The organism is Allorhizobium ampelinum S4 (genome assembly GCF_000016285.1).
Lineage (GTDB): Bacteria > Pseudomonadota > Alphaproteobacteria > Rhizobiales > Rhizobiaceae > Allorhizobium > Allorhizobium ampelinum.
In genome coordinates, this window is the sequence record NC_011988.1 from 315,827 (window position 1) to 339,670 (window position 23,844).

Below are 23,844 nucleotides of genomic sequence, written 5' to 3' on the forward strand. Positions count from 1 at the left end.
CTTTATCGACAGGAGATCGACGTCATGCACGACACGAAGACCCATGACCATGCGAAACTTGAACGCCACAAACATCTGGTCCGGGAATTTTACCGCCGGGTGTTCGATGGCCAGAACCCCGCAGCCGTCAAGGATTTCGTCACAGAGGATTATAAGCAGCACAGCCGCCATATTCCGACCGGCCGCGAAGGCTTGGAACGGTTTGTGCAATCGGTGTTTCCAAATGGACCAGTCCCCGAACCGGCCGAGATGCGCATCCCTCCCGCCTTCATGGTGGCGGAAGGCGACATGGTGGTGGTCGCCGCCTATCTGCCGCAGCCAGACCCCGATAAGCCGGGCGAAACCTACGACTATTTCGTTTTTGACGCCTATCGGCTTCGAGACGAGCGTCTGGCGGAGCATTGGAGCGGCGTGAACAAGATCGCGCCACCAAAACAGCCCTGACGGCACAGCGGTATGCTGTCATCGCAGGCAGCATACCGGCAACCATCGACCACCATTCATCAGGATTAAAGCATGCAACTCTACCATACGCCCGGCACCTGCTCCACGGCATCCCGCATCGTTCTGCAGGAAACCAGCATCGCTGCCTCGTCCATTCCGGTCAATCTCAGGGAGAAAACGCTTCCGGATGGAACGAGCTATCTTCAGGTGAACCCGAAGGGCCAGGTTCCCGCCCTTGTGCTCGATGATGGCAACGTGCTGACGGAAGGCGCGATCATCCTGCAATATCTGGCCGATCAGGCCCCGGAAAGCGGCCTTTTGCCACCGCCCGGCGATCTTGCCCGCTACCGCGTGCTGGAATGGACCAATTACGTGGCAACCGAATTGCACAAGACCTTCACCCCCCTGATGCGGCCCAATACGCCACCGGACTTTGCCGAAATCACCAAAACCGCCTTGTTGCCGCGGGTTTTCGGCACTCTCGATCGCCGTCTGGGGCTAAGTGATTATCTTGCCGGGGCAACATTTTCGATCGCGGATGCCTATGCGTTCGTCATTCTCGGATGGGCAAAGCTACAGGCCATCGATCTGGCTGCCTGGCCGAACATCCAGGCCTATCTCAAGCGGATAGAGAGCCGTCCATCCGTCCAATCGCTACAGTAAGTGGAGAAAGCCATGACCTATCTTATCAGACAAATGGGCCACGTGATCATCTCCTCGCCGGATCCTCTGGGCGCGGCACAGGATCTTTGCGATGTCGTTGGCTTGAGGATCACGGAAGTCGACGGCGAGACCGTCTATCTTTCCAGCAACGACCGCCACCACGAAGTCACCTATATCAAGGGCGACGGAAAAGCAGTTGCCTGCGGGCTGGAGGCTGTCAATGCGGATGCCGTAGACGAGGTCTATCGCCGCGCAAAATCCGATGGACTGGAGATATTGTCGGACAGGCCTCTGGGCAAACATTATGACCGCGCCGTTCGCCTTGTTGCGCCCGGCGGGACGATTTTCGAAGTCCATACGCCAATCGCCCGCAATCAGCCCCGTCACTACAGTTATTCGACACCGGGCGCCCGTCCGCGCCGGATCGAGCACATCAATTCCTTCGCGCCTGATACTGCGGCCTACGGGGATTTCTGCGTCAAAGTTCTGGGTCTGAAGCTGTCTGACATGACGGAAGACGGTGCCTTGCGCTGGTACCGCGCCGAGGATGGCTACCATCACACCATCGCCATGGGGCCGGGCGAAAGCGGATTGCATCACTATGCTTTTGATCTGCACTCACTTCAGGATCTTCAGACGATCGCCGACAATCTTGCCGGAAAAGAGCGCGCTCTGGTCTGGGGTCCTGGCCGTCACGGGGCGGGTGGCAATGTCTTCACCTATTATGCCGATCCGCATGGATGCCTGGTCGAGAACTCCATCGAACTCGATCGGATCGACAATGATGCAACCTATGAACCGCGCAGCTGGGATATTTCGGAGGGGTTGGCGGGTCGCTGGCTCAATCTCTGGGGCACGCCACCCACTCCCTCGTTCCTGCGTCCGGGGATCGCTTTCGATCCGACCATCTAGATTTTTTCAGGGAAGGCCGTTTCGGCGTTTTCTGGCTGAGATTTATGCGAAGTATCACTGAAAATGGTAGTTCGTATTCCGCTCTTGAATATCTCAAGGCTTTGATAGATTTGAGATATTCGAAGTTTTCCCAGGGTCTGGATGTGGTCAATCTCGTCGAGACTTGGTATTTAACGGTCGTGCCGGCGTCCTGGCTGGCTGGGAGAGGTTAAAAAATGAGTTTTACATTAAATCCTGCATTCCGATATCGAATGCCACTGTCCTTCGGACCAGCTCCTGGACCGCGCCAAAAGCCCGGCGGCGGCATGTGGGCGGCCGAGGAGACAGGTCGAATGAACGCCGAGTGGATGGCCGTTACCTACAGAACCTTGCCTGAAAAGCTGGAGGCATTGCTTCCGCCAGGCATGGAACTGCGCGGCGAGCCTCTGGTGACGGTTTCTTGCGCCTGGTTCAAAAATCTCTACTGGCTTGCGGGCCGCGGCTACGGGATTGTCGTTGTGGATTTTCCCGTCACCTATCGCGGCAAGACCGAGACGCTTGAAGGCACCTTCTGCCCCGTCCTGTGGGAAGGCGCGCCTGACGCCATCATGACCGGGCGCGATGAGCTTGGTTTTCCCAAAATGTTTGCCGACATTCCGGAAATCGAGCACGACAAGGCACAAGGCACCGCCGCCTGCTCTGCGTCCTGGATGGGCTTCAAATTCTTCGATATCGCCCTGACGGATCTGGTTGAGGCTGGCAATGAGCCAGCACTTCCCGGTGCCGATAATGGCCCGTCGATGTATTATAAATATGTACCACGCACCAGTCCCGGCGGACGCGAGGGTGCCGATATTGCTTATGTCACCACCGCAGCAGCACCGCCCGAGACTGGCGGCAGGGTCAGCAATATTAATTTCGATGGCTTTGATTTCAAACGCTGGACGGCAAAAGGCAGCGTGGCGTGGCACCGGGCGACATTCGAACAATTGCCGCTCAGCGCCCATGTCGTCAATGGAATGGCCGATCTGGATATTCTTGAGGTCACGAAAGTACAGATGGTAGCCTTTTCCGGCCCCGGTATCGCAGTTTCAGTCAATTCAATGCGCGCAGTCGATCCGTCTTAGACAGGGAATATTTTTATGAAATTGGCAAGATTCACAATCGACGGCGTCACCCGTCTGGGCAAAGTTGATAATCAGCGGATCGTCGATCTGACTGCCGTTGTTCCAGAATATGGCCATTCAATGCGCCTGCTGTTGGAGGCCTATCCCACACTGCGGCCAGCGCTGGAAGCGGTCACAGAGCCGTCTTACCTGCTTGCGGATGTGCGGCTGGAAGCGCCGATCGCCGATCCACAAAAATTCCTGGCCATCGGCATGAATTATCAGGCCCATGCCGAAGAAGCGGCTGCGGCGGGTATCAAGACCCCTGAAAGCCAATTGTGGTTCAACAAACAGGTCAGTTGCATAAACGGACCTTACGGTGACGTCGTCGTGCCTGGTGTTTCTAACATGGTGGATTACGAGGCAGAACTTGGTTTCGTGATCGGTAAACGTTGCCGCCATGTGAGCCGTGAAGATGCTCGGAGCGTGATTGCCGGCTATCTTGTCGCAAACGATGTGACCGCCCGCGACTGGCAATTCCGTTCGCCCACCTACACATTGGGCAAATCATTCGATACCCATGGCCCAATCGGCCCCTGGATCACCACGGATGACGAAATTGCCGATCCGCATGACCTGACGTTGACCTTGTCGTTGAATGGACAGGAGCGCCAGCGCTCATCGACAGGCGACATGATTTACGACATCTATGACCAGATCGTCTATTTATCGACGGTCATGACATTGGAGCCTGGTGACGTCATTATCACAGGGACACCATCAAACGTCGGAATTGTGACGCAGACATTTCTGAAGCCCGGTGACGTCGTCCGCGTTGAAGTGCAGGGCTTAGGGGGCATTGAAAACCGTTGCGTCGCGGAAAACTAGGACCCTTCTGGTTTAATCCAAACCATAACGCACTACATCCTACGAAGAGTCATTAAGATGGCATTTCGTGTTCCTTATGCACATATCTCAGGCTTCTGCCGCATCTGAGATATGTGCAATGCCTTCTTCAAGGCGAGGATGCGTTGACATCTTCGTTTTTGTATGGGGAGGAGATATGAAGTTTCTATCTGTGATGATCGTCTGGGCGGCTCTGATCACCTCGGCTCACGCACAAAGCATCAATGCTGGCAATCATCCTGTCTCCTCGACCAAGCCCTTCAGTGCTAAAGAGGTCGCACGCTTCGACACCCCATGGGCGATTGCCTTTTTGCCGGACGGTCGAATGCTGGTAACAGAAAAGCCGGGCCTGATCTTTCTTGTGCTTCAAAACGGGCGGAAAACCCCGGTTGCCAATGTCCCCGCCGTGGCCGCCGAAGGCCAGAACGGTCTTCTCGACATCGCCAGTTCACCCGGCTTTCAAAAGAACCGCGAGGTCTATTTTACGTATTCGGAACCGGGAGCGTCCGGCAGCAGTCTTGTTCTCTCCCGCGCCAAGCTGGCCGCATCCGGTACAAGCGCATCGCTGGAAGACATGACGGTGATCTGGCGCCAGACGCCAGCCGGCGGTGGCGGACAATCCGGCGGCATTATCGCTTTCGATCCTGATGGCACGCATCTTTACCTGACGGTTGGCGACCGGATGCGCCCGGATACGGCACAGGACCCCAACCAGGCGCGGGGTAAGCTTCTGCGGCTCAATCTGGATGGCTCGACGCCTGCGGATAACCCACAAGCGGATCAAGGCGGCGTGAAAGCCCAAACCTTTACGACCGGTCATCGCAATCCCTACGGTCTTGCTTTCGGGCTCGATGGAAAACTGTGGCTGCATGAAATGGGACCGCGGGGCGGCGACGAGCTTAATCTGATAAAAGCCAAGGGCAATTATGGCTGGCCGTTGGTGTCAAATGGCGACAATTACAGCGGCACACGGATACCGCGCCATTCGACGAGACCGGAGTTTATTGCCCCGGCTCTTTACTGGAACCCGGTGATCGCTCCGGCTGGGCTTGCGATCTACAATGGTCAGATGTTTCCGCAATGGCGCGGTTCGGCCCTGATTGGCGGCCTTGCATCCATGGCTTTGATTAGGGTAACATTCGACGCCTCTGGTGGAGCAGAAGAGGCGGATCGCTTCGATATGGAGGCGCGCATCCGCGATGTCGCGGTCGCCCCTGATGGGGCGGTGTGGGTTATCGAAGACGATAGTGAGGGGCGCCTATTGCGTTTGACGCCCGTCAAAGGGTGAAGAATTATTGGTGATCGTCACCCAGTTTGCCCGGCGGGGTGCATTGAGCTTAACAGCGCGCTGATCTGCACGGTGCTGAAGTTTGAATAGGTATCGGACACCGCATAGGGCAGGGCGATGAGATCGCCGTGGCGCATGGCGCCGCAGGAATAGACGACATTGGGCACATAGCCTTCACGCTCGGTTGGCTCCGGTTGCAACAAAGGCTCGACCGTGCGCGCCAGGATGATGCTGGGGTCCTCCTTGTCGAGAAGGGTGACGCCAATCGAATAGCGCCGCATCGGGCCGACCCCATGGGTGAAGAGCAGCCATCCCTCGTCAATTTCGACGGGCGATCCGCAATTGCCGATCTGAACGAACTGCCAGGCGAATTCCGGTTTCATCAGAACAAGACCCTCGTCCCAGTGATGCAGGTCGTCTGAATACAGCAGAAAAAGATTTTCGCTGTCCTGGCGCGCAATCATCGCAAAGCGCCCGTTGATGCGCCGTGGAAAAAGCGCCATGCCCTTGTTGCGGGCTGCCGGACCCCGCAGCGGCGTCAGTGTGAAACTCAGAAAATCCTGGGTTTCCAGAAGCTCCGAGCGGATCGATGAGCCGCTATACGCTGTATAGGTGGCAAAATAGACGGTCTTGCCATCGTCATCGAAAGCCACGAACCGGGCATCCTCTATCCCGTTCGATTGAGCTTCCGTGACCGGAAAGATCACACGTTCGCTGAGATCGCTTTCACTATCGAAGCTGATGCCGATGCAACCTGCCGGTGACAGGCCATCACTGGCATGGATGTGCGGCAGACCCGCGAGGCGAACCGGCGGATCGATGGTGACGGCTCCCTCGGCATCGATCATGCCGGTTCGGAAAGTCATGGAGGAAATGTGTCCTTCCCCAACCGCGCGCAGGCTGATGATCAACCGGCAGCACCCTTGCGCCATACCGGTCTGGTCGGGATGTGCTACGATGCTCGGATTGAAGAGGGCCGCGGATTCGAACGAATATTCGTTCATGAAATACGCCCCGACCAATTGTCTCTGCTGCTGACTGAAGCTTTGATGTTGGGAGAAGGCATCCTCCATCGCATCGGCCCGCAATTCGAACTGGCGCAGCAGGTTGCGATGCCGGCCTTCGAAATTGTCGAGAATGTCTCGCAGCTGGTTAGTCGTGCCGGCTGGATCGAGAGACAGGACACGGTCAACAATTTCATTGGCCCGGTTTTTGTCGCGTGGGTTCAGATGGCGTGGTTCCGTCGATGGCTTGAAGGGCCGGACGATGACACGGGTGGGATCAGGCCGGAGATAGAGGGCCTGCCGATTGAGGAGGCTTGAATTGGGCAAGGCTGATCCTTTTTTGATTGGCGCTGGAAGAGTGCTTAAGAAAGCTGCTGGAGCTCCGCCAGCTTCGGTGCGGCCTGCGTCAGGCGGGATGCCCGGCCAACTTCAAAGCAGGAGATCAAATAGCAGAGCACGGATTCCGCTCCGCGGTTTTCGTTGGCTCGATCCGGATGCAGTCCGTCCCGGCAACTGCCGGTTTCCGGATCGACAAGGGAAACCCCGTGATCATTGCTGCCGGTAAACCAGGTAAAGGTACGTGTGGCGGCCTCTAGCCATGTTTTGTCGCGGGTAGCATCATAGGCGGCAAGGCAGGCCGAAATTGTGGCTGTCGCTTCCACCGGCTGCTGGTCGAAGAGCTTGGGCGCTTCGCCCACATCGAAAAAGCCATCGGTGCCGACCGGCCTGAACTGGCCACCGGAAGCCGTCTGCTGCTGCATGAGCCAGCCTAGCGTTCTGAGGCCGGTATCCATGAGTTCGTCCGAGCCGGTTGCCATGCCTGTGGCGATCAGGGCTTGCGGAATGCGGGCGTTTTCATAGGAAAGCCCCTCTTCAAACCAATGGCGGTCGGCTGTCGATACCTGGTGCTCTAGCTTCATCAGACGCTCAGCAAGTACTGTGCGCAGCTGTGCTGCCGCGTCGTCCTCTGGCGTGACCCTGCAATAGGCATCGAGGCCGATCAGAGTGAAGGCCCAGGCCCGTGGCGAATGGAAATGTTCGACCACAGGGGCCGCCTTGGCAAACAGGGCCGCAGCCCAGCGGCGGCGCGGCCGGTCGCTGTCGGAGGACGCGCAGATGCCGAGCGACCAGAGCGTTCGGCCATGGCTGTCTTCGGAGCCTTTGTCTTCCAGCCACCGGCGGTCAAAGCTCATGAAGTTGCGAAACTGTTTCAGGTCGGGGTTCCAGGCATGCTGGATGAAGCTGGCGAAAGAGGCGGTTCTGCCGTCATGGATGCCGGTTTCTCCGGCGCCAGCCAGATGGCAAGCAAGGATCAGCGCGCGCGCATTGTCATCGACGCAGTAGCCATGCGCACGGTCCGGCACGGAGAAGACCGCATGCTGAAAGATGCCAGTGTCGTCGCACATGGTATTGAAATGACCGAGTTTCAAACTGGTGCCGTGCTGCGGGCGGGTCATGCTTTGCGTTATGAGATCGCGGATCAGGCGCGGCCGGTAGGCTGCGCGGGCCGTCTCGATGCTTTTCAGATAGAGCGATGCGATATGCGGCCAGATCATCGACCGGCCCGTCTCATAAGCGGCCTTGCGCATCGCCTGACGCGCCTGATCGTCACCCAGCAATCGTGCAATCGCCTCGCCAGTCGCCTGCGCATCGCTGAACGGGACAAGGATGCCGCGATGGTCGTCTAGAAGCTCACGGGCGTGCCAATAAGGGGTCGATACCACGGCGCTGCCCATGCCGAAACTGTAGGCGAGCGTCCCGGATGTCATTTGCGCCTCGTCACGATAGGGCGTCACATACACATCGCACATGGCGATGAAATCGAGGAGTGTCGGCACATCGACGAATTGGTTGAGAAAGACGACGGATCGTTCGACGCCGAGTTGTTCAGCGCGGATGCGCAGGCTGTCGCGATACGCTTCCTTCTCCCGGCGCAGCAGAGTGGGATGTGTCGCTCCAAGCACAATATACAGCGTGTCGGGCTGTACCTTCAGAATGGCCGGCATGGCATCGATGACCACCTCGATACCCTTGTTGGGGGAGAGAAGTCCAAAGGTCAGAATGATCTGCCGTCCGCTATAGCCCATCTTGCCTTTGGCAAGCTCCGGGTCGTGGAAGGCTTTGTCGGGAATGCCGTGGGCGATGACATCAATCTTGCCGGGATCCACGCCATAGACATTTTCGAGAAACTCTCGTCCCTTGTCTGCCATGACCACGACACGGCTCGATGCCCCAGCCACCTGTTGCAACACCCGTTTCTGGGATGGTGTCGGCTCGGCAAGGATGGTGTGAAATGTCGTGATGACGGGAATTCGCAGGTGTGACAGCAGGGTAAGAATGAACTCGCCGTCCGGGCCACCGAAGATGCCGAACTCGTGCTGCAATGAGACGGCCCTGTAATCCCCATTATTCAGGATACGGGCAGCGGTCACATAGTCCTCAATCTCACCATCGCGGACGTCAAACACCACGTTGGCCGGATAGGCGTAGTTCAGTTTGTCATCGGTCATCGCGATGATGCTGGTCTCGATACCCAGCGCCGGATTGGACATGGCGTGGCTGAGGTCGGTGGTGAACGTGGCGATCCCGCACTGCCTTGGAAGCGAATTACCGATAAATGCGATACGCTTGGTCTTGATCATCAAAGGTTCCCTTCAGAACGCCGTCGCCGGTGGGTTGACTGCCGGCTCGTCCCTGGACTGGGAGCCTGCGATGGTGTGAACAGTGAGTGTCTTTCCGGTTCCTCTTGAACCTGGCGTGGCTATCCAGTTGCGGTGATGGATGTCCCCCGATCCTTCTCGATGGCGGCGTCCAGATCCAAATTGTCGATGGCGACAAGGCTTGTTGTCGATCCCTTGGCAATTTCGATCAGCGTTGCCACCCGCCGATAGGCGAGCCAGGAAATGCCAGTAATCTGTTCCTCATCATCCTTGACCTGATAGTCACCGGCGGGCTGCGTACCCTCAAGGCCCGGAAGGGTGAAAGGGCATTCGAAATGCACGATGCGTGTCTTGGTTCTGGTAAACATCGATCTGGCTTCCTTGAACTGGCATGACAGGATAGCAAGCTGGCACAGCGGGTTCGGCACGGCATGAACCGTGTTGCGCAATTTAAAAAATGGAGGCGCCGCATCTATAGACTGTGAGCTGAAACCCGGCCGTTCCGTAGCGAGGCTGAAACTGTTTTATCGAAAGCCATCATGACCGACAAAGCGAATGTCTTGCGCAGATGGAGCCATCATAAAACGGGTGACGTTTCGGCGCAGACCCGGTTTAGTCGTGAGAGATTTCAGGCAAACGCTTTGTGAAGCCGTTGGTGTCAGGCCGAGGCGCATGTTGCAAATTGACTTGAAAGGGTCGATTGACTCGAAAAGACTGTCGGAAGACATGTTGTCCTCCTTTATTGGGGCCAGGGTGCGTGCCGCCCAGAAAATGACAGCGCCCTTACAATGGCTGACATCAGGATAGAAGTGGGGTTCTGCGTCGAGATTGCAAGGCGCGATTGTGATTTATCTCGTGGCACATCCCTCAATCATGGGTTTCCAAGTTATTCTAACCGTTTCTCGCTTGGCGTAACCGCTGACATCAGCGGTTACGCTCATTTTGGGAGCGGAGATGGGACTTTTTCCGATCAATCGTCCAGAGGCACGGATGCTTTCCCGAGTTTTACAGAAGGCTCCCGCGCCCAGACGCGCAGTTTGCCCAGCTTCTCGATGAAATCGGCAATACCATCTTCTCCGGGAAGTCCAATAGTACCTTCATCGAGATCTTCGGTTATGCCAGCCTTCTCGAAAAGGGGCATGGCGCTTTGGGTATAACCGATGAACTTGCAGTGCTGAAAGGCGTCGGCAACGAAATCCCGGGCCGTTGCTTCCTTCACAAGATCTGCCATGCCAGCATCTGAGGTCAGAACCGCCACGGCGTCAAACAGGACGGATGGTCCTCCATCGATCATATGATGCGCTTCGATCCAGGTGCCGTCGGAACCCGTCACTCCGCCAACCTTTGGGGCAATCAACTCGAATTCGGCTTTTGCCGCGGTGACAGCGTCCGTCAGCGCCTTGAGAAGCTTCACGTCGACGCCATCGGTGATCAGGATGCCGAGTTTGCGGCCTTCGAAGCGCTTGGGGCCTCGCTTGATGATGCTGAGTGCAGGGGACGGCTCAAGGTCGTCGCGTGTCGGCACAGCAGCATCAGCCGGCTTGGGCATGCTTTTAAAGCCCAGTTTTTCCGCGACGGTCGTGGCCAGCGTTTCATCGATATTCATCAGATGCGCCACCATCCGCTCCCGGATGACAGGCATTTCCACTTTGCTTAGCTCGAACGTCAGAGCGGCTGCAATGTGGCGCTGTTCCAGGGGCGTTTGGCTGATATAGAATTGCCGGGCCTGGCTGTAGTGATCGGCGAAGCTTTCCGGGCGCAGGCGGACCTTGGTACCCTGTTCCTCCGCAGGAAAGTGACGATAGCCGCGCGTTGGCGATTCCCGGGGTCCCTCGCCAAATGAGTTCGGCTGATAATTCGCTCGACCCACCGGATTGCGCATCGCCATATGGCCATCCTGCTGGAAATTCGCGAAGGGACACTTTGGTGCATTGATCGGCAGATGGGTGAAATTCGGTCCGCCCAGACGTTTCAGCTGGGTGTCGAGATAGGAGAAATTGCGGCCTTGCAGCAGAGGGTCGTTGCTGAAATCGATCCCCGGCGGAACATTCTGCGTCATGAATGCCACTTGCTCGGTCTCTGCAAAGAAGTTGTCCGGCATCCGATCCAGCACCAGCCGACCGATTGCCTTCGGTGGCAGGATTTCTTCCGGGATGATTTTTGTCGGATCGAGCACGTCGAAATCAAAGCTGTCGGCAAATTCCTGATCGAACAGCTGGACCTGCAATTCCCATTCGGGAAAGTTTCCAGACTTGATTGCATGCCACAGATCGCGTCGATGGAAATCCGGATCGGCGCCATTGATTTTGACCGCTTCGTTCCAGGCCACCGATTGAAGGCCGAGCTTCGGTTTCCAATGGAACTTGACGAAGGTGGATTCGTCATTGGCATTGACGAAGCGGAACGTATGGACGCCGAAACCTTCCATAAAGCGCAATGATCTCGGGATTGTCCGATCCGACATGATCCACATGATCATGTTCATGCTCTCGGGCGTCAGAGAAATGAAATCCCAGAAATTGTCATGGGCGGTCTGTGCCTGGGGGAATGCCCGGTCTGGCTCCTGTTTCGCGGCGTGGATAAGATCGGGAAACTTGATGGCATCCTGTATGAAAAAGACGGGAATGTTGTTGCCAACCAGATCCCAATTGCCTTCCTTCGTGTACATTTTCACCGCAAAGCCGCGTACGTCGCGGGCAAGGTCGGCTGAGCCCTTGTTTCCCGCCACCGTCGAAAACCGAACGAAAACAGGGGTTTTCTCACCGGGCCGCTGGAACACGTCGGCGCGCGTATACTCCGCAAAGGATTCGTAGGTTTCAAAGAAGCCGTGGGCACCGTAGCCTCGGGCATGAACGACGCGCTCTGGAATGCGCTCATGGTCGAAGTGGAAAATCTTTTCTCTGAAATGGAAGTCGTCAACGACAAGCGGACCACGATCCCCAATGCGAAGGGAGTTCTGATCGTCTGCGACAGGCCCTCCCTGGGCTGTGGTCAAAACCTGATCATTTTCAGCGATCTGGTGAAGTTCGCCGCCCTTGCCGCGCACAAGTTTCTGATCGTGGATGGTGGCCTCATTCGAGATTGCAGCCGCATTCTTGCCTTGGTTTTGGGACCGTTGCTTTGGCATATTCTCTCCGCGATTTTGTTGATGTACAAAAGCGAACTGAATACGCAGCTGTTGGTTCCATTCTTTTCACGCGCAACCGGTCACAATGCGACGCGGACATCTGCCGCGTCGCATTCCGTCACCATCAGAAACGGTGCCAGGCTCTCTCTGTTTGGGGTGGCTTCAAAACACTTGGCGCAGGACCACGTAAAGCACAAAGGCGATGGCAATCGAGGCAGGCAGCGTCAAGACCCAGGCCATCAGCATATTGCGGACGGTGGACCATTGCAGGCCGGACCCGTTGGCGGTCATCGTGCCGGCAACACCCGATGACAGGACATGGGTTGTCGATACCGGCAGGCCGAAATGGTCGGCGGCCCCAATCGTCACCATGGCGACGATTTCAGCGGCAGCACCCTGGCCATAGGTGAGATGGGTCTTGCCGATCTTTTCACCGACCGTGACAACGATGCGCCGCCAGCCGATCATCGTTCCCAGACCGAGCGCCAGCGCCACAGCAACCTTCACCCAGGTCGGAATGAACTTCGTCGCATTGTCGACCGCCTTGTGATAGGCGCTGACAGCAGCAAGGTCGCTTGCCTCCATCGGCAGCAGCTTCTGCTTGTCGATCAGCTTCAAAGCTTCACCGATCAGGTAAATATCGTTTCTGATATTTTGCACCAGATGGTTTGGAACGGCTTCCAGCGTTGGGAAAGCGGCGACTTCCGCGCTTGTCGCGTGGATATATTGCTGGAGGGCGAGTGTCGTGGTGTCGCTCCAGGTCTTGGTCTTGACGGCATCCGCCACGGTGGCTTTTGCATCTGCGACGGTCACGCCCGGCTTGATATATTTGCCGAGCGCGGTCTCAACCTGCGCCGAGGAAGATTTATAGGCTTCGAGATAATTCACATCCGGCGTGCGATTGAGCGCGAAAGCCGTCGGCACCAGGCCGATCAGGATCAGCATGATCAGGCCCATGCCTTTCTGGCCGTCGTTCGATCCATGCGCAAAACTGACACCGGTACAGGTGAAGATCAGCAGGCCCCGTATCCAGAGCGGCGGCGGCTGATTGGTTTTCGGCTCCTGGTAGAGCGCCTTGTTCTTCACGAACAGCTTCATGGCCAAAAGCAGGATCGCGGAAAAGCCAAAGCCAATCAGCGGTGAGATCAGCAGGGACAGGCCGATATTTGTCGCCTGCGACCAGTCTACCCCGCTCGTTGCCGAACCGGCTGGTGCCAGAAACTGATTGGCGAGACCGACGCCGATAATCGAGCCGACCAGGGTGTGTGAGCTGGAGGAGGGCAGGCCCAGATACCAGGTGCCAAGGTTCCAGACGATGGCAGCGATCAACAGGGCAAACACCATGGCAAGGCCGGAGCCGGAGCCGACCTGAAGGATCAGTTCCACCGGGAGAAGGGAAAGGATGCCAAAGGCAACGGCGCCGCTGGATGTTAGAACACCGAGGAAATTGAAAAATCCCGACCACATGACCGCGAATTCAGCGGGCATCGAGCGTGTGTAGATCACGGTGGCGACTGCATTGGCCGTATCGTGGAAGCCGTTGACGAACTCAAACCCGAGCGCGATCAGAAGCGCAAGCCCCAAAAATATCCAGGGAACCGCGACGGTGCTGGTCAGATCCTGGCCAAGAGCGTAGCCGATATAGCCTAGTCCGACCAACAGGACCACGCCGAACACCGGCATGAACCACTTGCCCGATCCATGCGCCCGGTCAAGGGGATGGCCCGCGCTGTTGAGCGGCGAATTCGAAGGCGCTAATTCAGCCATTCAAGGTCCTCACATTTGATATTTGTTAAGGAGTTTTGGCGGCTTTGAGTGAACCTTTCATGACACCCACCTCGCCACAGGCTTTCTCTTCAATGAAAGAGGTGACTACAAAAGCGCATTTATGCTAGGCGCTGGATGAGCAAAAACCTTTCCGGAAATTTGAGTAGTTGAGATGGATACAATTTAAGCGATTATTTAATTTGTGGTTGCCCAAAGTCATACAGGCGGCTTGTTTCTTCTGTTTCAAAGCGTGAGTGAGCAATAAGTATATTTATTGTCATTGTACCGTGACCTTTCACTAAACATTCGCAGATCCGTTGTTTGGCTGTCATAATGCCGCCCCATTACACGCTCCGTCGAAGGAGCGCATAATGATGCAACATTCTCTAAAACTGGCTGGAATTGGAAAAAGCTTCGCGGCTGATGATATTCTGAAGAATATTGATCTCGAGGTGCATCCCGGCGAGTTCTTGTCGCTTGTTGGCATGTCCGGCTGTGGCAAGTCGACCCTGTTGCGGATCATCGCTGGGTTGGAGCGGCCCGATCGCGGTCAGGTTCTGATCGATAATTCGGATGTGACCGACATGGATCCGAGCGACCGCAATCTGGCGATGGTGTTCCAGTCCTATGCGCTCTATCCCCATATGACCGTGCGGCAGAACATCGCCACACCGCTGCGGATGCGGCGTTTGTCGCTTGCGGGTCGATTGCCGCTGATCGGGCGTCTGGTCGCGCCTTCCGAGATTGTCAAGGACATCAAGCGCAGCGTTGAAGAGGCTGCGGAGACATTGCAGATTGCGCATCTTCTGGACCGGAGACCTGCTCAGCTTTCAGGTGGCCAGCGGCAGCGTGTGGCGCTGGCGCGGGCGCTGGTGCGTTCGCCTGCTGCCTTCTTGATGGATGAGCCACTTTCCAATCTCGATGCCAAGCTTCGCGCCCATATGCGCGATGAGCTTGTCGGCCTGCATCGCCGCCTTGGCGCTACCTTCATCTATGTCACCCATGATCAGATCGAGGCCATGACCATGTCGGATCGTGTCGCGCTGATGCATGAGGGCCGCATCGAGCAATTGGGCACACCCGATGAACTGTACCACCGGCCAGCGACATTGACGGTGGCGCGCTTCATAGGCACCCCATCAATCAACCTTCTGCCTGTCATGATCGGCATGCAGGGACAGGTTACCGCTTTCGGAAAAGACCTCGACCTGCGGGCATTAGACCAGGATGGCGGACCGGCAACGCTTGGGCTTCGGGCAGAAGACCTGCGCGTCCAAGATCTTAGGGCCCAAGATCTGCGTGCAAGCGGCAACGGCTTTGCCGTGCGCGTCCAGCGCAGCGAGACCCATGGCGCCGACCGGTTCGTAACCTGCCGCCTTATCGATGATGAAACGGTCGTGGTGACCATGCGGCAAGGCGCGCGCGACGCCCTCGGTGCTGATGCACATGGTCTGATGACCATTGGCTTTGCACCTGAGCGTGCTCATCTGTTTGGCGCAGATGGCACGCGCTGCGCCGTTTCTATTCGTGAACGGGTGGCGGCATGACTGCTGGCTCGTCCTCAATGGCGCTTACGGCTAAGCCTCGTGCAAGCTGGCAAACAGCCGAGCGCCGGATGGTTCGCCGTGGTCTGTTGTTTGCGGCCCCGGCCGTTTTGCTGTTGCTGGCGATTTATATCGTTCCAATGCTTGTGCTGGCCGCCTTTTCTGTCACGGATTACCAACTCGGTGCTCTCACCATTCACTTTGTCGGGCTCGGCAATTTCATCAAGGCGTTTCACGATCCCGTCTTTATTCGGGCAGTAATCAATACGGCGATCTATGCCGTGATCGTCATTCCTCTCGGCGTGTTCCTGGCGCTCGGCGTCGCGCTGTTGGTTCACAATCGCAAGCGCAGCCGGGCCTTCTGGGAAGTCGCCTATTTCCTTCCGGTCACCGCTACGCTTGTGGCGATGGCAACCGTCTGGCAATTCCTGCTGCACCCCTCACTCGGGCCGGTGAATGCGGCAATCAAATGGCTGGGATTCGAGCCCGTCGCCTTCCTGTCCAATCCGATGCTGCTCATTCCAACCATGGCATGGATTGGTGTCTGGCAGGTTCTCGGTTTCAACATGGTGCTGTTTCTTGCCGGGCTGACGGCCATTCCTAAAGATCTACATGAGGCGGTGCGGTTGGATGGCGCCAAAAATTCCATCGACCGGTTTTTCACCGTCACCTGGCCAATGCTGGGACCAACGACCCTGTTCGTGGTTGTCACAACATCGATCTCGGCTTTCAAGGTTTTCGAGACGGTGGCGGTACTGACCAAGGGCCGGTCCGGCTCGGAAACCTTGTTGTTCGATCTCTATCTCGAAGGGTTCGAGTATTCGAATACTGGCTACGCCGCAGCTTTGACACTGCTCTTTCTGGCCATCGTCCTGATCCTGTCGATTGGCCAGACTCTGCATATGGACCGGAAGGTACATTATTGATGACCCGGTTTCGTACCTATCTTCCGCATATCCTCCTGGCCGCTGGCGCTTTCGTCATGCTCTTGCCGTTCTACTGGATGGTTTTGACCTCGATCCGTTCGCCATCGGAAATATTCAATGTTTCCCTCTGGCCGATCCCGGAAAAATTCGAGGGCGTGGAAAACTACGCAAGGGCCGCCAGTCAGGTGCCGATGGCCCGCTTCATGCTGAATGGGGTCATCGTCTGTTTTGGCATCCTGTTCGTCCAGGTCGTGACCGCGGTTCCCGCAGCCTATGCTTTGGCTAAACTTCGCTTTCCGGGGCGAAAACTGTTGTTGACGCTGGTGATTGCCGCGCTCTGCGTGCCGATCCAGGCGCTGGCTCTGCCGCTGTTTGTCGGACTGGCGAAGGCGCAGCTCCTCAATACCTATTTCGCCATGATGGCGCCCTTCTTCCTGTCGGTTTTCGCAATCTTCCTGTTCCACCAATCCTTCCGCAGCTATCCCGATGAAATCATCGAGGCGGCGCGGATGGATGGTTTTTCCGAGATGGAAATCTGCTGGGGCCTGGTCTTGCGCGGCTCGTTGCCGTCGCTCGCAGCGTTTGCGGTCTTTTCGCTGGTTGCCCATTGGAACGATCTCTATTGGCCGATGATCGTGATTTCCGACACCAATCTGGCTCCGCCGCCTCTGGGTATGCTGTTGTTCGCGGATGTTGAATCCGGCGCGAATTACGGTGCGCTGATGGCTGGCGCTACACTGATTACCGCGCCGATGGTGCTGTGCTTCCTCCTGGCACGGCGGCACTTCATCGCGGGTATCACCATGACCGGCGTTAAGTGACGTCGTTCACATGCTCCTCCTCCCAACCTTTTCGGAGACGACAATGAAAATCAACCGACGCACCGTGGTGAGCGGTCTGGCTTTGGGCCTCGCTGCTGCCGGGCTTTCCACGCCCGTGCTGGCTGCCGACGAAGTCACGCTCAACGTGCTTTACAATCTGCCGGGCTTCACGAAATTCCATCAGCCGCTGGCCGATGCGTTCATGAAGAACAATCCGAATGTAAAGATCAATTTTCTGGCGCCCGCTCCAGGCTATAACGAGGGTCAGCAGCAGGTCCTGCGCGCTGCCGTGACCGGCAATCTGCCGGATGTTTATTTCTCAGGCTTCAACCTGACCGCGGAGCTGGTTCACACACTGGCACCCCGCAACCAGATCACCGATCTGGCGCCCTTCATCGCGGCGGAAGGCGGCCAGGCCTTCCTCGACAAAAATTACAACCCGAAAATGGCGGCCCTCGGCCAGATCGATGGCAAGCAATACGGCCTCCCCGTCAATGCCTCCTCGCCAATCATCTATATCAATGCTGATCTGGTAAAGAAGGCTGGCGGCGATCCGGACAATATGCCGAAAACCTTTCCCGGACTGATCTCGCTGGCCAAGAATATCCACGCGCTCGATCCGAAAATCTCCGGCATGGGTTACGACATCAATGGTTGGCCGGATGACTGGCTTTGGCAGGCATTGGTTCTCGAGCAGGGCGGCACATTGGTCAACGAAAAGACCAAGACTGTGGCTTTTGACAACGAGATTGGCCTCAATGCTCTGAAAATGGTTCGCCAGTTCGTGACCGAGGGTGGTCAGACCCTGCTCGACTGGGACCAGTCCCGTCAGCAATTTGGTGCTGGTCTCACTGGTTTCATATTCTCGACACCGGCCCATGTTCAGACGATCGAGGGACTGGTGGGCGACCGTTTCAAGCTGAAGACGGCAACCTTCCCGCTGGACAACCCGGAAAAGGGTGGCGTACCGACGGGCGGCAACTCAGCCGTGATCCTGACGCAGGACAAGGCCAAGCAGGACGCCGCCTGGAAATATCTGAAATGGATCACCGGGCCTGAGGCGCAGAACACCATCGTGCGGATCACCGGCTATCTGCCGACCAACAAGCTTGCCACCGGTGCCGACTATCTTGCGCCTTATTATGCCGAGCATCCGAATGTAAAGACCGCCTCGCTCCAGGCAGACCGGTCCTTGCCTTGGGCCGGTTACCCAGGCGGCGATTCCGTTCGCGTCTGGCGCACCCAGCGCGACATTATCGGCACGGTCATGCGCGGTGAAGTGACGCCGGAGGTTGGCCTGAAGCAGATGGTCGACCAGACCAACGCCTTGTTGAAATAGGCCAATCGTTAGGACATTGACGATGGTGGCGCATCGTCCTCTTTGAAGACCGGCAAGGCTGCGGGGAATGTTCTCCGCAGCCATTTTCCAGAAAGACGGATAATGAAGATCATCCAGATCACCGATACCCATCTTATGCCGCCGGGCATGGTGGTGAACGGAGTCGATCCCGAAAAACAGCTGCGTGCGGCGGTGGGCGACATTGTTAAAAAACATGCCGATGCAGATCTTCTGGTGATGACCGGTGATCTGTGTAACTACGGCGACCCCGAAGCCTACGCGATATTCTGGCGCCAATACCGTTCGACATCCGCCTGATGCTGGGCAACCATGACCGCAGGCCGGAATTCCAGGCTGCTTTTCCGGGGCAGCCATCCGATAGAAATGGTTATGTCCAGTCCTTTTTGGATACAGAATTCGGACGGCTGCTGTTCCTGGACAGTCACGAAGCGGGCGTCATCGGCGGCATGTACGGTGCCGACCGCCTTGCATGGCTCGATGCTACCTTGGAAAGCGCTGGCGATTTGCCCGTCACGGTTTTCATCCATCATCCCCCGATGGACTGCGGTATCCGGCATTTCGAAAAGATCGGCCTGCATGACGATGGCGCGCTGATGAGCCACCTCAGCGCCCACAGCGCAGGGATCCGTCATATTGTGTTCGGCCATATTCACGTGCCGCTTGCCGGCACGAGCGCCGAAGGCATCAGCTACAGTTCAGGCCAGGCCTGCGCGCACCGGTTCATCACCGATCTCGATGCGCCCGACCCGCTCTGGACCGGCGGCAATCCCTGCTATCGGATCATCTGCCTCGATAATCACGGGCTGCGTGCCTATAGCGCCGAAGTGGGTGAGGCTATCCTCGGACAAGCATCCATTTGCGAAGGGCCGTGATCGAATTCCTGCCACTCATTCCAGGATAAATCACGGGCCAGGATAAATCGCCGGTCGTCGTTTTTCTCTGCTTGCATTTTTCTAAATCCAAAAACCGCACCGCTGTCTCCAGCGGTGCGGTTTCCGGTATCGTCTTATCGCTGGACCGAGATGAAATGATCCGTTGTGAACTCTTCAACGGCCCATTTGCCATTAAAGCGTCCGAGACCGGAGTTTTTCTCTCCACCAAACATCACATGCGGATAGTCATGGATGGTGATGTCGTTGATATGGGACATTCCAGCTTCAATCTGCTGAGCAAAGGCCAATCCACGGGCCTCGTCACGGGTGAAGACGGCGCTGGAAAGGCCAAATTCGGTGTCATTGGCGAAGGCCAAAGCCTGGGCTTCATCTTGAGCGCGGATGATCGGTGCGACCGGGCCAAAGATCTCATTGCGGGCGAAGTCGGAATCGTTGGTCACATCGGCAAAGACATGTGGTGCCACCACCCGTCCCTCAATGGGGCCGGATACGCATTCGCGGAAGCCGCTGTCGCGCGCCCGCGCAATGCTTGCGGTCACGCTGCGCAGCTGGCTGTCGTTGCAAAGCGGGCCGATCAAGGTATCCGGCTCGTTCGGATTTCCGAATTTGATCGTCTTTACCGCAGCAGTAAAAGCCTCGACGAAATTGTCATAAATCGAGGCGTCGACGATGATGCGGTTCGTGCTCATGCAGATTTGGCCTTGATGCATGAAACGACCGATCAGGGCCGCTCCAACAGCCTTTTCCAGATCGGCATCATCGAGAACCACCAGCGGTGCATTGCCGCCAAGCTCAAGGCCGACACGCTTCAGCAGGGAGGATTCACCCGCCACCTGGGCGATATGGCGTCCGACGGGCGTGGAGCCGGTAAAGGTGAGGACGCGAGGAACCGGATGACGCGAGAAAGCGTCGCCGATGACGCTCGAGCTACCGACCACGACATTGAGCAAGCCTGCTGGCAGGCCAGCTTCCTCATAGATCTTGGCCAAGAGAAGGCCGCCTGTGACCGGCGTGTCGTTCGACGGTTTCAAAACGACGGCGTTTCCAAGCGCAAGCGCCGGCGCGACAGAGCGGTTCGACAGATGCAGCGGAAAATTCCACGGGCTGATAACACCGACGACGCCGACGGGCTTCTTGTAAACCCGCGCTTCCTTGCCTGGCTTGTCGACCGGAATGATATGTCCCTGGGCGGCCGCGGGCAAGGTGACGGCTTCCAGCATGCCAGCGCGCACCGCGCCCCATTCTATGCCAGCCTTGATGCGTGTACTGCCGGATTCACGGATAATCCAGCTAATGATTTCTTCCTTGCGGGCGTCAAGAATCGAGACCGCTCTCAGAAACACCGCTGCGCGCTCGCTCGGCAATACCCGCGCCCATTCGGTTTGGGCAGCCTTGGCTGCACCGAAGGCACGATTAAGGTCGTCAAGGCTTGCCTGGGATATTTCCGCCACAACCGTATCATCGTAAGGATTGCGATCAAGGGCCGTCTTTCCCTCGGTGCCTTCCACCCAGCGACCGGCAATATACTGTCCGGAAAACCCTTCATAGGCCTGTGGTTGGAATGCGGACTGACCAATATTCTGTTGCAAGACGTCTCCTCCTCTTGCCGGTTTTACGCGCCTTCGCCACGCCAATGCCGCCAGCATAGGATGGCGGTAAACGAAGGCGGTCTATCTCTTTGCGGCGGGAAGAATACGGCGAAAGCTTCAGTCAATCAATATGAATTATTGATTTATGATAAAAATGGTAATTCATAATTTTTATTGTATCAATAAATGAGTTTATAAGGCGCTTAAGCCAGAGGCTTTTGACGTCCTTAGTTTTCAAAGGCCTTCACCATCCAATCCAGGATGGCTTTGGCGTCCTTTGGTTGTGTCGTGTCGATATTCAAAACCGGAGCAAGCCCGATGGGTTCCGCACGCTGCGCGAGTTCGATAAGTTCCGGGATATAGGATGCGCCGGGATGTCCGGGAAGGCGGTTTTCAAGCCTTGATCTATAGCGCTCGCCTATCGTTTCGGCTGGGGCGTGGCACCAGAGTTCAACGATCTGTGTGATGCCAGCCATCGCGATATGCTCTTTCAGAACATCTGCTGGCTGAAATCCAAACCAGGCATCGACGATGAAGGTGGTTCCCGGTGCGGCATCGCGGATGATGGAGAAAATCGACTTATAGCTCGCGCGTCCCAGGAGGCGATTGAAGGGGCGGTCGACATCGTCAATCAATTCCAGAAAAGGGTTTTTGATCTCATCCAGGCTCAACACCTGCCAGCCGGTTTCACCGGCGATTTTATGGGAGATCGCGCTTTTGCCGGAGGCGGGTACGCCGTTTACCATGACCAGTCTCTTGCCATGGGCAGGTTTGCCAGGATGATCGGCGTTGAGGAGATCGAAGGCCGCCAGCCCGCAACCGATGACACCGGCATCGTCATCGAGGCGCGCTCCCCTGATATCCGCTTCATACCAGGTCTCGCTACGAGGCAGAAAATTGAGGGCGGCTAACGCTGCCTTGCCCATGCCTCCACCCAGCAGAACCACGTCCGGGTCGAAGGCGGCGGAGAGCGTGTTGATGGCTGACTTCAGAGGCGCGGCCCATGCTGTCATCACCTGCAATGCAACCTTATCTCCTGATTCCGCCAGAGCCAGGATGGCTTCAAATCGTGTTTCAGGTGCGTAGCCTGCCTCGCGGAGATGACGTTGCAGGGCGGTTCCTGAGGATTCCGTTTCAATACAGCCGCGTTGACCGCAGGGACATGGCTGGCCATGGAGATTGACGACAAGATGGCCCAATTGGCCAGCGCATCGTCTGCCATTGACGATCCGGCCATTTTCCATGACGGCGCCGCCAATCCCGGTTCCGATGGTCAGCATGACAGAACTGTTCATGCCCCGCGCAGCACCCACGCGGGCCTCGCCAATCAGGGCCATGCTGCAATCATTTGCAACGGTCACCGGACGACCTGATGTTGCTGACATCTCAGACTGGAGATCGCAGCCGGATAAATTCAGAAATCCACCCGATATGATCTCTCCTGTCCATCCATCGACACGGCCGGGTATTCCTATTCCAATCGCCGTGGCGCGCTCCCCATCCATCTCGTGGATCAGGCTCTTTATAAGAGTGACAGCCTTGGAGGGGTCGCGGCTGCCTGTAACCGACGTCTTACGGATGATTTCGCCTTTCGGCGAAATCTGTGCCGCACGCATGTTGGTTCCGCCGACGTCGATGCCGATAGAAAACAATGGAAGAGACATGACATCCGCCGATCTTACGCCGCAACTCTCTGCTTGTTGCGATAGCGCCCGATAATGTCTTGAATATCATGCAATCGGGACACGGCAATTGTCGAAAGCTTCTCTTTCGAGATATTTCGGTCGAGGTCGATGCAGTCTTTCCAAAGGGAGCGGCCAGCGATGACGCCGGAGGCCCCGTTCTTCATGGCCGCCTCGACCTGGAGAAGGAAGGTTTCATGGTCGACGCCAGCCGAAAGAACGGCCCAAGGGACGTCACCGGCTACTTTCGTGACCTCGGCGCAGGCTTTTTCGGAGCCGGGATAAGGAATTTTCAGAACTTTGGACCCCAGCTCCAGGCAGGCGCGTGAGCCTTCGACAATAAGTTGCGGAATCTTCGCCTGATAGTCCTCGCGGCTTTCGCCTTCAAGCTGGTAGGTCAGGAATTCGACGACCAGAAGAAAGTCCTCGCGGGCGAAATCCTCTATGGTCCTCTTCAGGGTTTCAAGGTTTGCAACATTGGCCGCCGGAGTATCCATCCGCAGATAGACCATGATTTTGCCGCCGGTGGCACCAAGAGCGCGAACGCGCCGCGCATCGACGCCTTCCACCATCTTGGAAATGCGGTAGCCTTCGGGTGAGGTGTCCCATCCGGAGGCATCGATACCGATCAGAAGTGCGGTATCCCTTGGAAGAATATCATTGTCGATCAGCCCGGGTACGGCGCAGACCGGATCAACGAGCACGCAGCCGGCATGAGAGGCCAGATAGCGTGCAATATCGGCCTTGGTTTCACCAAGAATATCATTGCCGATTTTCGCTTGTTCTTCCGGGGTCGCGGCAAGAATGGATCGCATGCCGCCGCGCTGATCACATGCAATGACCATCATGGAGCCGCTGCCATTGCAAATCTGATGGTATCCGCGTCGTTCTGCCGTTGTCATCACTGTCATATGCACACTCCGAAAGAAATTGCAGGCAAAAGCGGACAGCGCAAAGCTGGAGCCATGCGGAAGCCCTCCTGCGTCAGGTGATTTAAGGATGCCTTGGAAGCCAAAGGGCCTGGGAAGTCACAAGCCCTTGGAAGTCACAGGGAACAGCGCCGAGTTGCATTGAGTCTGCGACCGTTTCAGTGTAGCCTTCCCGCTTCGTGTAACACATTTCAGAAAGGAATTGCAAGCTGCTTCCGCAAACTTCACAGGATACGGCGTCCCG

Annotated in this window: 21 protein-coding genes; 12 read left to right on the forward strand and 9 right to left on the reverse strand. The window is 56.8% G+C overall.

The window, feature by feature from the left end:
* Positions 1-24 precede the first annotated feature (24 nt).
* From AVI_RS18730 to AVI_RS18755, 6 genes are all read left to right on the forward strand, one after another.
* Positions 25-444: a nuclear transport factor 2 family protein gene (locus tag AVI_RS18730; RefSeq protein WP_012653703.1), complete on the forward strand. Its 420-nt coding sequence runs from the start codon at positions 25-27 to the stop codon at positions 442-444.
* A 72-nt stretch (positions 445-516) separates the two neighbouring features.
* On the forward strand, positions 517-1,107 hold the full coding sequence (gene gstA, locus AVI_RS18735; RefSeq protein WP_012653704.1) for a glutathione transferase GstA: 591 nt from the start codon (positions 517-519) through the stop codon (positions 1,105-1,107).
* A gap of 12 nt (positions 1,108-1,119) precedes the next feature.
* Positions 1,120-2,019, forward strand: a complete 900-nt coding sequence (locus tag AVI_RS18740; RefSeq protein WP_012653705.1) for a VOC family protein — start codon at positions 1,120-1,122, stop codon at positions 2,017-2,019.
* A gap of 251 nt (positions 2,020-2,270) precedes the next feature.
* On the forward strand, positions 2,271-3,125 hold the full coding sequence (locus AVI_RS18745; protein WP_234688562.1) for an acetoacetate decarboxylase family protein: 855 nt from the start codon (positions 2,271-2,273) through the stop codon (positions 3,123-3,125).
* A gap of 15 nt (positions 3,126-3,140) precedes the next feature.
* Entirely contained in the window at positions 3,141-3,992 is an 852-nt protein-coding gene (locus AVI_RS18750; protein ID WP_012653707.1) for a fumarylacetoacetate hydrolase family protein, read from the forward strand.
* A 175-nt stretch (positions 3,993-4,167) separates the two neighbouring features.
* Complete coding sequence (locus AVI_RS18755; RefSeq protein WP_012653708.1) at positions 4,168-5,298, forward strand: PQQ-dependent sugar dehydrogenase; 1,131 nt, start codon at positions 4,168-4,170, stop codon at positions 5,296-5,298.
* 17 nt (positions 5,299-5,315) lie between these two features.
* On the opposite strand, the gene AVI_RS18760 is transcribed toward AVI_RS18755, so the two are convergent.
* The 6 genes from AVI_RS18760 to AVI_RS18780 all read right to left on the reverse strand — a co-directional run bounded on the left by AVI_RS18760 (position 5,316) and on the right by AVI_RS18780 (position 13,856).
* The gene (locus tag AVI_RS18760) at positions 5,316-6,629 is read right to left on the reverse strand and encodes a glycoside hydrolase family 130 protein (protein ID WP_012653709.1); all 1,314 of its coding nucleotides are present in this window, start codon (positions 6,627-6,629) and stop codon (positions 5,316-5,318) included.
* 35 nt (positions 6,630-6,664) lie between these two features.
* Entirely contained in the window at positions 6,665-8,944 is a 2,280-nt protein-coding gene (locus AVI_RS18765) for a glycosyltransferase family 4 protein (protein ID WP_012653710.1), read from the reverse strand.
* A 119-nt stretch (positions 8,945-9,063) separates the two neighbouring features.
* Positions 9,064-9,330 carry a hypothetical protein gene (locus AVI_RS18770; protein WP_041698468.1) on the reverse strand — a complete coding sequence of 89 codons (267 nt, stop codon included), beginning with the start codon at positions 9,328-9,330 and terminating at the stop codon, positions 9,064-9,066.
* 156 nt (positions 9,331-9,486) lie between these two features.
* On the reverse strand, positions 9,487-9,690 hold the full coding sequence (locus AVI_RS30630; RefSeq protein ID WP_139192518.1) for a hypothetical protein: 204 nt from the start codon (positions 9,688-9,690) through the stop codon (positions 9,487-9,489).
* 242 nt (positions 9,691-9,932) lie between these two features.
* Positions 9,933-12,089, reverse strand: coding sequence for a catalase (gene katE / locus AVI_RS18775; RefSeq protein WP_012653712.1), 2,157 nt, complete (start codon positions 12,087-12,089; stop codon positions 9,933-9,935).
* A gap of 162 nt (positions 12,090-12,251) precedes the next feature.
* A complete protein-coding gene (locus AVI_RS18780; RefSeq protein WP_012653713.1) occupies positions 12,252-13,856 on the reverse strand; it encodes an inorganic phosphate transporter in 1,605 nt (534 codons plus the stop codon).
* Positions 13,857-14,227: 371 nt separating this feature from the next.
* Here AVI_RS18780 and AVI_RS18785 point away from each other — a divergent pair, with 371 nt between their 5' ends.
* The 6 genes from AVI_RS18785 to AVI_RS18805 all read left to right on the forward strand — a co-directional run bounded on the left by AVI_RS18785 (position 14,228) and on the right by AVI_RS18805 (position 19,379).
* Positions 14,228-15,403, forward strand: coding sequence for an ABC transporter ATP-binding protein (locus tag AVI_RS18785; protein WP_012653714.1), 1,176 nt, complete (start codon positions 14,228-14,230; stop codon positions 15,401-15,403).
* On the forward strand, positions 15,400-16,326 hold the full coding sequence (locus tag AVI_RS18790; RefSeq protein ID WP_012653715.1) for a carbohydrate ABC transporter permease: 927 nt from the start codon (positions 15,400-15,402) through the stop codon (positions 16,324-16,326). The genes AVI_RS18785 and AVI_RS18790 overlap by 4 nt, the downstream gene beginning before the upstream one ends.
* The gene (locus AVI_RS18795; RefSeq protein WP_041698473.1) at positions 16,326-17,147 is read left to right on the forward strand and encodes a carbohydrate ABC transporter permease; all 822 of its coding nucleotides are present in this window, start codon (positions 16,326-16,328) and stop codon (positions 17,145-17,147) included. The genes AVI_RS18790 and AVI_RS18795 overlap by 1 nt, the downstream gene beginning before the upstream one ends.
* Before the next feature lie 43 nt (positions 17,148-17,190).
* The gene (locus AVI_RS18800; RefSeq protein WP_012653717.1) at positions 17,191-18,486 is read left to right on the forward strand and encodes an ABC transporter substrate-binding protein; all 1,296 of its coding nucleotides are present in this window, start codon (positions 17,191-17,193) and stop codon (positions 18,484-18,486) included.
* 102 nt (positions 18,487-18,588) lie between these two features.
* Positions 18,589-18,804 (forward strand): metallophosphoesterase, encoded by a 216-nt coding sequence (locus tag AVI_RS31735; RefSeq protein ID WP_272481460.1) that lies wholly within the window; start codon positions 18,589-18,591, stop codon positions 18,802-18,804.
* A complete protein-coding gene (locus AVI_RS18805) occupies positions 18,804-19,379 on the forward strand; it encodes a metallophosphoesterase (RefSeq protein WP_272481461.1) in 576 nt (191 codons plus the stop codon). Before AVI_RS31735 ends, AVI_RS18805 begins: the two co-directional genes overlap by 1 nt.
* A gap of 134 nt (positions 19,380-19,513) precedes the next feature.
* Here the strand turns inward: AVI_RS18805 and AVI_RS18810 are convergent, their stop codons facing one another.
* From AVI_RS18810 to AVI_RS18820, 3 genes are all read right to left on the reverse strand, one after another.
* Complete coding sequence (locus AVI_RS18810; protein WP_087729903.1) at positions 19,514-20,989, reverse strand: aldehyde dehydrogenase family protein; 1,476 nt, start codon at positions 20,987-20,989, stop codon at positions 19,514-19,516.
* 227 nt (positions 20,990-21,216) lie between these two features.
* Entirely contained in the window at positions 21,217-22,653 is a 1,437-nt protein-coding gene (locus AVI_RS18815; RefSeq protein ID WP_012653719.1) for an ROK family protein, read from the reverse strand.
* Between the two features lie 14 nt (positions 22,654-22,667).
* Entirely contained in the window at positions 22,668-23,582 is a 915-nt protein-coding gene (locus AVI_RS18820) for a tagatose-bisphosphate aldolase (protein ID WP_012653720.1), read from the reverse strand.
* Between the last annotated feature and the right edge of the window lie 262 nt (positions 23,583-23,844).